Origin of the sequence: Flavihumibacter stibioxidans, assembly GCF_014332695.1 — a bacterium.
Classification (GTDB): domain Bacteria; phylum Bacteroidota; class Bacteroidia; order Chitinophagales; family Chitinophagaceae; genus Flavihumibacter; species Flavihumibacter stibioxidans.
Genome location: NZ_MBUA01000012.1, coordinates 961,156 through 974,322 on the forward strand (window position 1 = coordinate 961,156; position 13,167 = coordinate 974,322).

Sequence of the window (13,167 nt, forward strand, 5' to 3'; positions counted from 1 at the left end):
AACGATGCTCCGGATTGGGTGAGCCGGACCAAACGCGTCTGACGTGCGTCTGACGTACGTCAGACGCGCGTCAGACGCCTATAATCGGTTTTGCAGGATTTTTTCCATCACCGAATCCTTCAGACCACGGGAGATCGCGGCCTGCAGGCCGCCCAGCTCGATGATATTGCCCTGGATGCCAGTGACCCGATCCATATTGATAATGCTTGATTTATGTACCTGCAAAAAGCTGGAAGGCATTCTTTCCAGCAACTGTTTCATAGTGATGTGCACCAGGTGTTTTTCTCCGGCGGCATGGATACACATATAATTCTCCATGGCCTCAATCAACACAATATCTTTCCAGTCAAGCCTGAGGTAACGCCCCTCGGTTTTTATGAAAAATGGTTCGGCATCCGACAGTTGCTTTCGCTCCGCAAAATATTCATAGGCCTTGTTCGCTGACCGCAGGAACCGGTCAAATGAAATCGGCTTCAGCAGGTAATCGAGCACATCCAGCTCGTACCCCCTGAGTGCGTATTTTTCATAGGCAGTAGTAAAAATAATTTTCGGCGGATTGGCCAGGGATGTCAGCAGTTCGATGCCACTGATATAAGGCATTTCAATATCCAGGAAAACCAGGTTCACCGTTGCAGCAGCCAACGCATTGTTCAGCGAAACCGCATCACCACATTCGGCCACCAGTTCCAAAAAATCGATCCTTCCCACATAGCTGCTCAGCCCCTTCCGCGCCAATGGTTCATCGTCGGTTATGATACAGGATATTTTCATAGATCGATTTGCAGGTTGGCGGAGTAAGAATGATTACTCTTCTCCATGTTCAGGGAATAGCGGCCCGGATAGAGCAGATCGAGCCGTTTGCGCAGGTTCACCAGCCCAATTCCGCCCTTCTCACGGTCATGCGCAATGGAAGGAATGGAATTCTCCACCTGCACGCGCAATTGGTGTTGGTGCAGCTCAGATCGAATCCTGATCCACTGATCCCCGCCGGTAAACTTGAAGGCATTTTCTACCAGGGGAAGCAGCAGCAGGGGATAGATGGTTGCACCATTCACACCATCAGCAACTGCCGGCCAACTGACATCCAGCTGCAATGCTTCACTGGATCGCTGCCGCTGCAGGGCAATATAATTATCGAGGTGATTAAACTCCTCCTGCAAAGGAACCCTATCCTCCTGGTCATATAACTGGTAACGCAGCAGTGCAGCCAGGTTCTCGATGGTTTGCCGGGCCGCCACATTATCCTCGTGTATCTGGAAATACACCGTATTCAAAGCATTGAACAAAAAATGCGGATGGAATTGCGCTTTCAGGTAATCCAGTTCAGCAGTAAGTTTGTCTTTACTGATCTGTTCCACCAGCAGATGTTTTTCATGCGTCTTCCTGCTTTGCAACTGGCTCAGCCGTACAAAGAAATAAATCAGCCAGGCACTCTGCGGCACAAAACTCAGGATGATCACATCGTACCATTGTAATCCATCATCGGTAAATTCCGCAAGAGGGAAAATGAAGAGCACCACCACCAGTTGCAGGCATACGACCAGGAAAATAAAGAGATTCCTGGGTTTATTGCTACCTGAAAAATCCTCTTTCTCAGCTGCCAGCAGGAAACTATTCACCACCCATTCAAACACGAAACTGATCAGCGCACAGCCAATGATTTCAGCGGCGTTCGTTTCGATGGCACGCAACCAGAATTTGGTGCCGGTGATCACATCATTGAGCAGGCGGAAAAAAACATACACGAGCAGGCCGAAAGAGACCACAAAGAATGCGCGCCTGGCGGTCCAGGGCAATTTCAATGCCTGTCTGAAATGTGCAACTCTGATCATGATTGCCGGAAAATGCGCTGTTAAAAAAATTATTGTTAAGGTACTATAGTTTTCCCGGCCTTTTTCTTCATGCCGAAAAGCAGTCTGGTAATATAGAATGGCCGGATGAACAGATGAAAGGTCAGCATAGACACTGTAAAAGTTGTCAGCACAATAAATATCCATTTCAAGCTAACCGGATCAGAGATCTGCACCACATAATAAGCGATGATCACAATAATAGTCTGGTGCAGGATATAAAATGGATAAAGCGACTGGTTGATATAGTTGAGCGCGGGATGCGGGCGATCCAGGTATTTTTTTCCGTAGCCCACTATTGCGAATACCCAGAGCCAGGTGTGCAGTGGCTCGCGGGCGAGATAGATATAGGTCTGCCACGAATCTATGGGATAGGTTCCATCAAACCAGTTGTAATCGTTCCATCGAAGGCCATTGATCAGGAGCAGTAGCAGGAAAGCCAGGGACAACGAGAGTCTTCGGTTTCGCTCCAGGCTTTCCATCAGCGCGGGTTGCAGCAGGCAGAGATAACCCGCCAGCAGGAAAAGCATCCAATAGAAAAAATACAACGGGTCGTGTATGAGGTCATTGGTAGAAGGATATTTCACCACAAAAAAAGAATAGATCAAAACCGAAGGAAGCATCAGCCAGTACACGCGGTATCCCTTGGACAGTGAACCAAGTCGCCTGATAAAAGCGGTTGCAGCGGGTTTGCGGCACCAGCCGAAGAAAGGCGCAAGCAGGATATCATATACAAAGAGATAGGCGATGAACCAGAGATGGTGCCAACTGAAATTGCCTTCGGGATAGGGACCGGAACTGAAAATGGTGGGATAAAAATCCAGGAAGGAACCGGTATATCCCTGGTGGAGGCGTTCGAAATATACCTGGGGAGGGATGACCAGTAACACGCCTGCCAGCAATGGGATGAACAACCTTTTCAGGCGGAGTTTCACAAAGCCCCCAGCGGTGCGGTTTTGCATCATGAGCCAGGTAACGGCGCCGGAGATGAAAAACAAGAGGGGCATCCTGAAGCGGCTCAGGAAAAAATTGAATTCGGTGAGCAGGTCACTTTTTACCGGGTCGTTGATATGCCAGGGATCCTCGACAATAAAGGGGCGCCCACTGTGGTAAAGCAATACGCCCAGGATGGCCAGAAAGCGAAGCCAGTCGATATAACTGATGCGAAGTTTTGGGGTGGTCAACGAAGCAGATGGACTGAGAGACATAATGCATATTTATTCCACAAACCTATACCGGCACTTGCGGCAGGTCAAATCGGTTTGACCATCGGTCAGATTTATTTGACGAAATGCATGGGTTGGGGGACCTAAATCATTTTTTAACCGCAGGCACTTTATTACCTTGGCATGAACAGAAGTCGTGACCTCCTTTACCGAAATATTATTCATCGTGACCGGCACCATCCACCTGGCGCTGGTCCGCTTTGCCCTGTTGAGATTGCACCAGCCGACCACCCTGTTCCTGTGGATGATAAAAGTATTTGTATCGGCCCTTTCACCTTTATTATTCCTGATCGGACTACTGATTGCCGTTTCCGGTATGTTCTTTCACTCGCCTGTAGTGTTTGTGATGGGAACCATTGGCGCACTCCTGTACCTGATCCATATCTATTCTATCACCCGCGGCCCGGATGTATCCACCGCTTTTGAACAGGCTTTCGGGAAGGATTGGTACAACCGGATTCCGCCTTCCGTTAAAGCAGGATTTCTGCCTGCGAGATATGTATTCCGGTTGCCATCAAGTCCGGAACCACAATGGCAGCAAAACATTGTTTGTCATACCATCTCCACCACCGGCCGTGCCATTCTGTGCGATATCTGGCAGCCGCCCAAAGGAGTGGAAAAATCCGGACATGCATTTATCTACCTGCATGGAAGTGCGTGGACCGTGCTCGACAAGGATTATGGAACAAGGAAATTCTTTCGCCATCTCGCGGCGGAGGGACACCTGGTCATGGATCTTGCCCACCGCCTTTTCCCGGAAACAGATATGAAGGGCATGTTAGAAGATGCCTTTCATGCAATTGCCTGGATGAAAGCACATGCAGCGGAATATGGTGTTGACCTGGATAAGATCACCATTGGTGGCGGATCCTCCGGCGCGCACATCGCCCTGCTGGCAGCTTACGGACATGAACAAGCGCAATTAAGACCCGCGGACCTCGAAGGAACAGACCTGCGTGTAAGCGCAGTTATTTCTTTATACGGACAATCAGACCTGTCCGCCACCTACTACCATACCTGCCAGCACCTGACCAGTCGTTCGGCACTGGGTAAAAACAAAAAAGGAAAGGAAGGCGGTATGCCGGAATGGTTGCGAAAAGGGATGGGCGATTCCTTTCACCGGCTTGGCTTTGACAAGGAAGTGGAACCCGGTATGCTGGCGCCGATGCTGGGTGGAAGTCCGGAGGAAAAGCCCGAAACCTATGCCCAGTATTCACCACTGAACTATGTAAACAGCAGCTCTCCGCCTACCCTGATCATCCATGGCCGGCAGGATATCCTGGCCCCGGAAGAACCCATGCATCGACTCAGGGAAAAGCTGGAAGCATTGAAAATACCCGTTGTCATGCATCTCCTTCCCCAAACCGATCACGCTTTTGATCTGATATTGCCAGTTATCTCCCCTTCCGCGCAGAGTGCCTGGTATGATGTGGAGCGATTTTTATCACTTAATATAAATCGTGGCGTCCCGGCTGATTTCCACGGCGACAGGAAAGATTTGGGCAGCCAGCCGTTTCTGCTTTAAGTTCTATGCCTGAAATCGGGGTCTACTTTTAGTATGCTGGTTGAATTTCAGGCGTTGGTGATTCCTGATACCTGGTCATTAAACCAGGGTAAATAATTCTCCAGCTTTGCTGCCAGAAAATAGGGGAGATTGAGCAGGAAATAGGTCTTGCCACTCATCGTCTTTGCTTCATTGATCTGGATGCCACCAGCATAGAATCGAACAGCCATCCGGTGCGGAGCATCCTCCATAAAAACATGCAGGGACCTGAGCTTTCCTGTGGCTCCCGACTTCACTTCAACCGGAATTAATTTACCCTCCCAGGGATAGAGCCAATCCAGTTCCGCGGAAGAACCGGCCTTATCACGCGTCCAGAAATGCAAACCGCTCAATGCACCATACATAGTGGATAGCATTTCCTGTCCAACAAGGTGTTCGATCATGGTGCCACCATACACATCCTGTAGGTCAGCCGTGCCGATAATCTCTTTTTGAATCCCCAGGGAATAGTTTAACAGCCCGGTATCCAGCACCTGAAGGCGGGGCGACTTGCGTGTATCGGGCAGTAGCGGCAGAACCGCGCTGGTATTGGGATACACCAGGTGCAGCAGCATGGCTTTTTCCAGGGTACGTAAAGCCTCCCCCATCTCACGACTTCCATAGACAGATTTTCCGAAGCCATGGAATTTGATGCGTTTACCGGCCTCTGCATAGGAAGCACGAATAGCATGGCGGATATGCTGTACATGGCTCTGTGATCCCGCATATTTTTCCACATCGTCCAGGTAGCCGGCAATCAGGCTTTCATACAGATTCTTCAGCGAGGTAAGATCGCGGTGATCGGCATATTGTTGTACGATAGCCGGCATTCCGCCAATGATCGCATACTGGTGGAATAGCTGAAAAAGTCTTTCAACAGCAAAATCAGCCAGGGGCAGTTTGTTCCATTGCTCCAGGGCCTGCACTTCGCCCAATGCTTCCAGGAATTCAGAGAAGCCTGCGGGCCTTACCACCAGGTAATCCACCCTCCCCACCGGGAAATGAAGCTTTTGATTAAAAATAGTTTCAAGTAAACTGCCGGCCGCAATAACGGGCAGGTCCGGCGCTTCTTCATACAGGTACCTCAGCATATTCATTGCCTCAGGTAATTCCTGGATCTCGTCAATGAATAAGAGCGTGTTTTTTCGGTTCCGGTAGCTTCTATTTTTCAGAAAGAACACCGCTTCCAAAAATTGGTCAACCGTGGTAAACTGTTCAAAAGGCTTACGGTCCGCCGACAACTCCAGGTTCAGGTAGATGTACTGCTCAAACCTTTCTGCGAAGCGATGCACCAGGGTTGTCTTTCCTACCTGTCTTGCACCTCTGATTACCAGTGGTTTACGCTTATCTGAAAGGCGCCATTTATCCAGTTCTGCCAACACGTTTCTTTGAAACATGTCACAAAATTAGGGCATTTTCACCATAAATATGTCACAATTTATAGGCATTTTTTTAAGATTCATGTCACATTTTATAGGCAAATTTTCTCCCTCTTCAGGATTCCCTGATCGGTTGCAAATCGAAAGTGAATGTCCAGGCCCTTATCCGTTCATTGCAAATAGGCTGCAAGGCTGCGGTTTAATCTTGCGATCCGGAGTTATAAAACCCTCCGATCGCAGCAATGAAAAAACTCATAGTCATGGCCCTCACCTGCACCACCTTATTCTCCTGCAGCAGCCTTCAGAAAACCAGCACTGCCAAAACCCTGGATATTGTGGGTGCCGGGGTCTTGCATTTTCCGGTAGTAGCCGACCTCGATGTACGTGAAACCAAAGTCAGCGGCACCAAAGCGGGCACTATCAGCACATCCCTTGACCTGATGAAAATGGAAGCCATCGCCGCCGCCCTAAAATCAGGTAATGCCGATGTACTGATTGAGCCCGCTTACCAGATCGACACCGAAGGCAGTCGGGTAACCGTTACCGTTACCGGATGGCCCGCCAACTACAAAAATTTCAGGAAAATGACCGCTGCCGATACCACCCTCATCCGGCCAACCATTATGCAGAAACCTGTCATCGTTGATCCCGTGCCGGTGAAAAAGAAAAGAAAGGGTGCCGCCATACTGGCCGGAATCGGCGCAGGCGCATTGATAGCAACGGGAGCAATTATCGCGGCAGATAACTATTAAGAATATTTTTTAAAAGAGGAATCTTCCCGGGTGATTACAACAAAGGGGCTTTATGCCCCTTTGTTATTGCCTTTCTTTCCATTCGCCAGCATGGCAAAAACAAATATGCTCAGCAAGGCAACCGACACCGTCGTGAGCAAGGCCAGCGTTTTCAGTGTAAAACCGAGGGATCGTTTCAGCCAGGGCCGTTCAATACCTGCCACCATCGAGTCAATGGAACGATGGGCTGTCCGGTATATGATCATACAAACCAGGGTGGCGGCAAGGGAATACAGTATATACATAGCGGAAGGTTTTAAGTATTAAAACTTCAGTAACTGCTCTACCAGTGCAGGGTTCGCGATTCCTGCCTTCCATTCTTCATCCACCCCGTAAAGGAGCCCGGCTATGCCACCAGTTAGGGCAGCCACGGTATCCGTATCATCGCCGAGGTTCACCGCCATCAGTATCGTATCGCGAAAACCCTTGCCATGGAGCCAGCACCAGAGCACGGCTTCGAGGGTATGGATCACATATCCCCCGGAACGGATATCGGATTCCGGGATGGTGGTGAAGTCGGCTTCCAGGATGCGATGCATTTTCTGTAACAGTGAATCGCCGGAATCGGGCTGCAGTCTTACCAGTTCGCGGGTCTGTTGCCGTGAGATGTTCAGCGCTTTTTCAGGCGACAGTCCCCTGCTTAGGGCAACCAGGAGTTCCACATAGAAAAAACAGCAGGTATTGGGCAGCGGGTGAGCATGGGTGATAGATCCCGCCCGGGAGAGCAGATTGTATTTTTCGGCTGCGGCAGGTAATTGGATGTAGGCATCAAAAAAAGCGAATGGCAGGGATCTCATCAGGGTGCCATTTCCGCAGGCGATGCGTTCTTCAGTGATGCCGGACTGCTGCCAGGGGGTGCCATTGATCAGTTGCTGGATGGCTGCACGGGTGGTATTCCCGATATCGAAGACCTCGTTGTGCGGGGTCATGTAAGCATCGCGGTACCAGCGAACAAACTTATCGGCCAATGTTGTCATACTGCCTTGTTCCCGTAGATTTTCCAGGGTACAAAGCATCATGGAGCTGTCATCGCTCCAGGTACCCGGAGGCTGGTGATAGGTTCCCCAACCCATCATATCGGTAACCGGCCTGTCTTTCAGGGCATCACGGTGGTTGAATTCAACGGGTACGCCCAGCGCATCGCCTATAACAAAACCCCATACGGCGGCAGAAAGATGCTGTGAGTTGGAGATCATGAGTAGTGTTTTGTGCAATGGTAAGATGGTGGATTGCCATCTATTTGCAAAGGGGTAGGTTATAAGCTTCCGTTCAGTTCCAGCTTATACCCCTTGCCATGAATATTGATTAATTTCAAGGCCGGATCACGGTCGAGCTTTTTCCGGATGCGCGATATAAACATGTCCAGGCTGCGGCCAACAATAATGCCTTCATCTTCCCACACTTCTTTCTGAAGTTGTTTGCGATCAATTACCTGGTTGAGCTGCCGGATAAAAATCCCCAGCAAACGTGCTTCCTTGGCGGTCAACTCTGTTTTTTCCTCTTCAAAATACAGCATCCGCTCCTCCGGCATAAACCGGTATAACCCAATCGGCACACCTTTTCCGTCCGGCCCAGAAACACCAGCTTCAGAAACACCGGGCTCCGCTGCATCCGGCTCAACTACTCCCGGTTCTTCCCTCCCAACTTCTTCAGAAACAAGAGGAATGTTCCCTGAACCAGCCCCTGGTCTCCTGCTATTCATCCAGAACAAGTAGAACAATATAGCTGCCACCAAACTCCCTGTCACCCAAAGCATCCAATTGGTTGGGAATGCTTTCCCCTTTGCCAGCGTAATCACAATGGTGTAGTTTCTTGCCTGTTGTTCCCGGCCCAGGCAGGGTACGATATCGTCCTGCCCTGCCCCCAGCATGGCATATCCAAACACCACTTCTCCGGTGGATGGCTCCAGCACATTTACAATATACCTGTCGCCCAGGGCATTGGCATGCATCACCTGGTGGATGGTCTTCACCAGCGAGTCGGGCTCAAAGGTGAAACGACGCTCAAATGGAATCCGGAATTCCGTATCGGATATCCGTTGAATAGAAGGTATCCTGGAAATGCTGTCGCCTGCCGACCGCAGCACTTCGTGGGCAATTTTTCGCAACACGATCATCTCCCGCGCCGATTCAAATTCCGGCTCCGCTGGCCGGCTGCTAATAAAAGCCGCCAGGACAACTACCGGAACAATCACCAGAAAAGGCAGATACAGCTTCCATTTCATGACCCAAATATAACTGTAAAGGCAGACCACCACGGCGTAAAATCATCAATTTACAAACTGTTTACAACCATTTTACAAGGGTTTTACCAGAAAGGGAAAGGCAAGTTTTAATTTGGTGTCAACTTCTTTTTTATCATTTAAAACTTCCTCCCATGACCACACATTTGCTTTTACTGATTTGGCTTATCAGCCTTGATGGAGCCGTCACCGAACCGGTTACTTCTTCCGCTGCCGGCACCGACAGCCTGCCGCTCCAAAAAACCCAGGCCACCCTGCCGTCCGGAACCATCCGGCTATGGCCCGGCCCGCAGGCCTTCCTCCAAAGCCAGAACCAGGGACCGGAAAATCTCCAGATCAGTACCTCCGTGCAACAGGTGCTGGAGGACAAATCCGGGCATCTCTGGATTGCCACCGGTGAAGAAGGCGTGGTGTTTTTTGATGGCCGGGATTACCATTCCATCCGGACCGAAAACGGCCTGGCCGGAAATTCGGTACGAACCATTGTCCAGGATGCAGCCGGACAGGTATGGATGGCTACCAATGGCGGGGTATCGCGCCGCAATGCCAATGGCTTTACCAATTTTACCCGTGAAAACGGATTGCCGGATAATGAAGTGCTGACCCTGCATATCGACAGTAAAGGCAGGCTCTGGGCCGGAACCAGATCCGGACTGGCGAGATTCGACCAGGAGGCATTTACCACCCTGCCCATGTACCAGGAACCCCGGAAAGAAAAAGCCGTTCCGATCCGCACCGCCATCAGGAATATCTATGAAGACAAATCCGGGCATCTCTGGTTTGGAACGGAAGGATACGGACTATTCAAATTCGACGGCAAAAACCTGGTGAATGTAGTAAGGCCCGGGTGTTAGGATAAATAACTACCGGTGCAGATTTGGAAAAGCTGCCCGAAGCATCTGCCGTGGCTACGGTGGTGGATAAGAAGGTGCCCCCTCTCTTAACTACCACCGTAATTTTTTGCACTGCTGTTCCCGAAACAATGGTCATTGCAGATTAAAACTTAGAATTGTAGCTTATATTACAAATAATATTGACATCAACCATACCTATTGAAAGGCATCCTGTCGCTTTTCGCTATTTAACTATTGCCATCAGCAGTTAACCCCAAGGTATGAAACTGACCAAAAAACTGGAATCCGAAATAAAACAGGTAATGGACACCTACTGGGATAGCTACCTGAAGGGTGACCTGAAACAATGGGCCTCCTTTTTACACAGGGAATACAAAAATATCGGTACCACCCGGGAAGAGATATGGAATAACAAAAAAGAAATAACAGACTACTCCAACAAGGTGGCTCACCAGTTGAAGGGCATGGCAGAATTGCGACAAAAGAAAACGCAGCTCATCGTTTACGACCCTTATATCATGGTTCATGAATTTGGCGACATGTATATTAAACCCGGAGAAAGCTGGGTCTTTTATGCAAAACTGAGATTGTCGTCCCTGTTGGAAAAAACAAGCAGCGGATGGAAAATCCTTCACCAGCACGGTTCCTATCCTGATTCAAAAACGGAAGAAGGAGAAACCTTTGCCTTCACCCAGATAACAAAAGAGAATCTTGAATTAAAAGAAGCAGTAAAACGCCGCACTGCCGAATTGGAAAACAAGACCCGTGAACTGGAGATTGAAGCTTCACTCGAAAGGGTAAGGACCGTGGCCATGGGCATGAAAACACCCAACGACCTGATGGGTATATGCAAACAGCTTTATACTGAGTTGCGGTTACTGGGATTTGATGAATGCAGGAATACCATGATCCATACTTTTTTTGATGACCGGAATTATTTTCTGAACTACGATTATTCCGATGCTACCGGGGAAAGTTTATCCAGCATCCCTTACAGTGGAAATCAGCTCATTGAAAAGTTCATCAAAGACATCCGGAAGGAAAAAGATTCATTTTCAGAAATCGTCATATCCGGAAAGGAACTGAAGGACTGGAAAGCCTTCAGGATAGCCAACAAGGAATACGATGACCCGCGGCTTAACCATATTAAGTCCCTGCATTATTATAATTATTCAGTAGGGGAAAGCGGCATTGGCATTTCAACATACCGTGCCATCACTGCTGAAAAATTGTATGTACTGGAACGTTTCAAAAACACATTTGACCTGGCTTATAAAAAATATGTGGATATCAAAACGGCCGAAGCCATGGCCCGGGAATCGCAGATAGAAGCGGCTTTGGAACGGGTTCGCTCCCGCACAATGGCCATGCAGCGAAGCGAGGAATTGCAGGAGTCCGCCGCCGTTATGTTCCAGCAGATTGCTGCCCTGGATGTTAACCTGATGGGCTGCGGATTTAATATTTGGGACGAGGACCGCAAAGCCGCTACAGCCTGGATGAGTGGCATGGACCGGCTTCAGCCGCCTTTCAAAACCGACAGTTCAAAGGATATCTTTCAACGTATCTATAATGCAGAACAGCGGGGGGAAACCATATTTATGGAGGAACAGTCTGGTAAGGAACTCATAGCCCATTACAAGTACATGGCTTCTATTCCCACCTTCAGGAAGATCCTGGATGATGCGGAATCAAAGGGACTTTCAGCGCCTTCTTTCCAAATTATGCATTGCACTTTCTTTTCCCAGGGTTATCTTATGTTTATCACCTACAAACATTGCCAGGAATCCTATGACATTTTTATTCGTTTCGCCAGGTTATTTGAACAGACTTATACCCGGTTTCTCGATCTGCAAAAAGTGGAAGAACAGGCAAGAAATGCCCGGATTGAACTGGCGCTTGAAAGAGTAAGAGCCAGATCTATGGCCATGCGCAACAGTGAAGAACTGGCCGATCTCTCCCTTGAATTGGTTAAGCAGGTGCAGATTCTGGGAGTGGCCACCTGGTTTTGCGCATTTAATATTTATGATGACAACCAACAGTACTCAACCGAATGGGGTAGTAATGGCGAAGGCGTATTTAACAGATACAGAACCCCGAGAGAAGGCATATTTCTTCGTTATTACGAAGCCGGCCAAAGAGGAGAAACACTGCTGATCAATGAAATCGGGGAAAATGAATGTCCCGCCCACTACGAGTATTTATGCAGCCTGCCCGGTGTAGGCGATCAATTGCTCATCATGAAAAAAAAGGGCTTACCCTTTCCTGCTTCACAAATTGACCATGTAGCCTATTTCAGATATGGCTATATACTTTTCATTACGTATGAACCGGCTCCCGGGGCACATGACATTTTTATTCGCTTCGCCAAGGTTTTCGAACAGACCTATACAAGATTCCTTGATCTGCAAAAAGCAGAAGCACAGGCCTTACAGGCAGAAGAGGACCTGCTAAAACTGCAAACTGAAAAGAAAAGGGCTGAAGACGCCCTGAGTGAATTACAGATTACACAGAAGCAACTGATCCAGGCCGAAAAAATGGCATCGCTGGGTGAACTCACCGCTGGCATTGCCCATGAAATCCAGAACCCTTTAAACTTCGTCAATAATTTTTCAGAAGTAAGCAATGAGTTACTGGATGAAATGATGGAGGAAGCAGAAAAAGGAAATTATGGGGAAGTAAAAGAATTGCTGAAAGATGTAAAACAGAACCTGGAAAAAATAAACCATCATGGCAAACGGGCAGATGGCATTGTGAAGGGGATGTTGTTACACAGCCGCAGCAGCAGTGGTCAAAAAGAACCAACTGATATTAATGCACTGGCGGATGAGTACCTGCGATTGGCATATCACGGATTGAGGGCAAAGGACAAAAGTTTTAATGCCACCTTAAAAACGGATTATGATAACAGTATTGGTAAAATCAGCATTATTCCACAGGATATTGGCCGGGTTATTCTGAATTTAATTACCAATGCGTTTTATGTAGTGGGTGAAAAAAAGAAGGAAAATATCACAGGATATCATCCAACTGTTTCAGTAAGCACGAAAAAAGAAGGCGATCATGTTTTTATAACCATCACCGACAACGGCAATGGCATTCCTCCCAAAATACTGGACAAAATCTTTCAGCCCTTCTTCACCACCAAACCAACCGGGCAGGGAACGGGCCTGGGATTGAGTCTGAGTTATGATATTGTAAAAGCACATGGCGGAGAATTGAGGGTGGAAACAAAGGAGGGAGAAGGAAGTGAGTTTATCATTCAATTAAATACCTTATAACCGC

At 48.5% G+C, this 13,167-nt stretch carries 11 protein-coding genes; 4 read left to right on the top strand and 7 right to left on the bottom strand.

Annotated elements, in window-relative coordinates; genetic code table 11:
- Positions 1-78 precede the first annotated feature (78 nt).
- Genes BC349_RS11180 through BC349_RS11190 form a run of 3 tightly spaced genes read right to left on the bottom strand, consistent with a single transcriptional unit; the run spans position 79 to position 3,058 of the window.
- The gene (locus BC349_RS11180; RefSeq protein ID WP_187256803.1) at positions 79-771 is read right to left on the bottom strand and encodes a LytR/AlgR family response regulator transcription factor; all 693 of its coding nucleotides are present in this window, start codon (positions 769-771) and stop codon (positions 79-81) included.
- Positions 768-1,832 carry a sensor histidine kinase gene (locus BC349_RS11185; protein WP_187256804.1) on the bottom strand — a complete coding sequence of 355 codons (1,065 nt, stop codon included), beginning with the start codon at positions 1,830-1,832 and terminating at the stop codon, positions 768-770. Before BC349_RS11185 ends, BC349_RS11180 begins: the two co-directional genes overlap by 4 nt.
- A 35-nt stretch (positions 1,833-1,867) precedes the next feature.
- Positions 1,868-3,058 carry an acyltransferase family protein gene (locus tag BC349_RS11190; protein ID WP_187256805.1) on the bottom strand — a complete coding sequence of 397 codons (1,191 nt, stop codon included), beginning with the start codon at positions 3,056-3,058 and terminating at the stop codon, positions 1,868-1,870.
- 154 nt (positions 3,059-3,212) lie between these two features.
- Between BC349_RS11190 and BC349_RS11195 the strand changes: the two genes are divergently transcribed.
- Positions 3,213-4,601 carry an alpha/beta hydrolase gene (locus tag BC349_RS11195; protein WP_343063682.1) on the top strand — a complete coding sequence of 463 codons (1,389 nt, stop codon included), beginning with the start codon at positions 3,213-3,215 and terminating at the stop codon, positions 4,599-4,601.
- A gap of 47 nt (positions 4,602-4,648) precedes the next feature.
- Here BC349_RS11195 and BC349_RS11200 read toward each other — a convergent pair whose 3' ends face one another.
- Positions 4,649-6,016 (bottom strand): ATP-binding protein, encoded by a 1,368-nt coding sequence (locus tag BC349_RS11200; RefSeq protein WP_187256806.1) that lies wholly within the window; start codon positions 6,014-6,016, stop codon positions 4,649-4,651.
- 224 nt (positions 6,017-6,240) lie between these two features.
- On the opposite strand from BC349_RS11200, the gene BC349_RS11205 reads away from it, so the two are divergent.
- Complete coding sequence (locus BC349_RS11205) at positions 6,241-6,750, top strand: hypothetical protein (RefSeq protein WP_187256807.1); 510 nt, start codon at positions 6,241-6,243, stop codon at positions 6,748-6,750.
- Positions 6,751-6,800: 50 nt separating this feature from the next.
- Here the strand turns inward: BC349_RS11205 and BC349_RS11210 are convergent, their stop codons facing one another.
- The 3 genes from BC349_RS11210 to BC349_RS11220 are packed head-to-tail and all read right to left on the bottom strand — an operon-like array spanning position 6,801 to position 9,013.
- Complete coding sequence (locus tag BC349_RS11210; RefSeq protein ID WP_187256808.1) at positions 6,801-7,034, bottom strand: hypothetical protein; 234 nt, start codon at positions 7,032-7,034, stop codon at positions 6,801-6,803.
- Between the two features lie 18 nt (positions 7,035-7,052).
- The gene (locus BC349_RS11215; RefSeq protein ID WP_187256809.1) at positions 7,053-7,985 is read right to left on the bottom strand and encodes an ADP-ribosylglycohydrolase family protein; all 933 of its coding nucleotides are present in this window, start codon (positions 7,983-7,985) and stop codon (positions 7,053-7,055) included.
- A gap of 59 nt (positions 7,986-8,044) precedes the next feature.
- The gene (locus BC349_RS11220; protein WP_222840147.1) at positions 8,045-9,013 is read right to left on the bottom strand and encodes a winged helix-turn-helix domain-containing protein; all 969 of its coding nucleotides are present in this window, start codon (positions 9,011-9,013) and stop codon (positions 8,045-8,047) included.
- A 152-nt stretch (positions 9,014-9,165) separates the two neighbouring features.
- Between BC349_RS11220 and BC349_RS11225 the strand changes: the two genes are divergently transcribed.
- Positions 9,166-9,885, top strand: a complete 720-nt coding sequence (locus tag BC349_RS11225; RefSeq protein ID WP_187256810.1) for a ligand-binding sensor domain-containing protein — start codon at positions 9,166-9,168, stop codon at positions 9,883-9,885.
- Positions 9,886-10,145: 260 nt separating this feature from the next.
- Positions 10,146-13,163, top strand: a complete 3,018-nt coding sequence (locus tag BC349_RS11230; protein WP_187256811.1) for an ATP-binding protein — start codon at positions 10,146-10,148, stop codon at positions 13,161-13,163.
- The last annotated feature ends 4 nt before the right edge of the window (positions 13,164-13,167 follow it).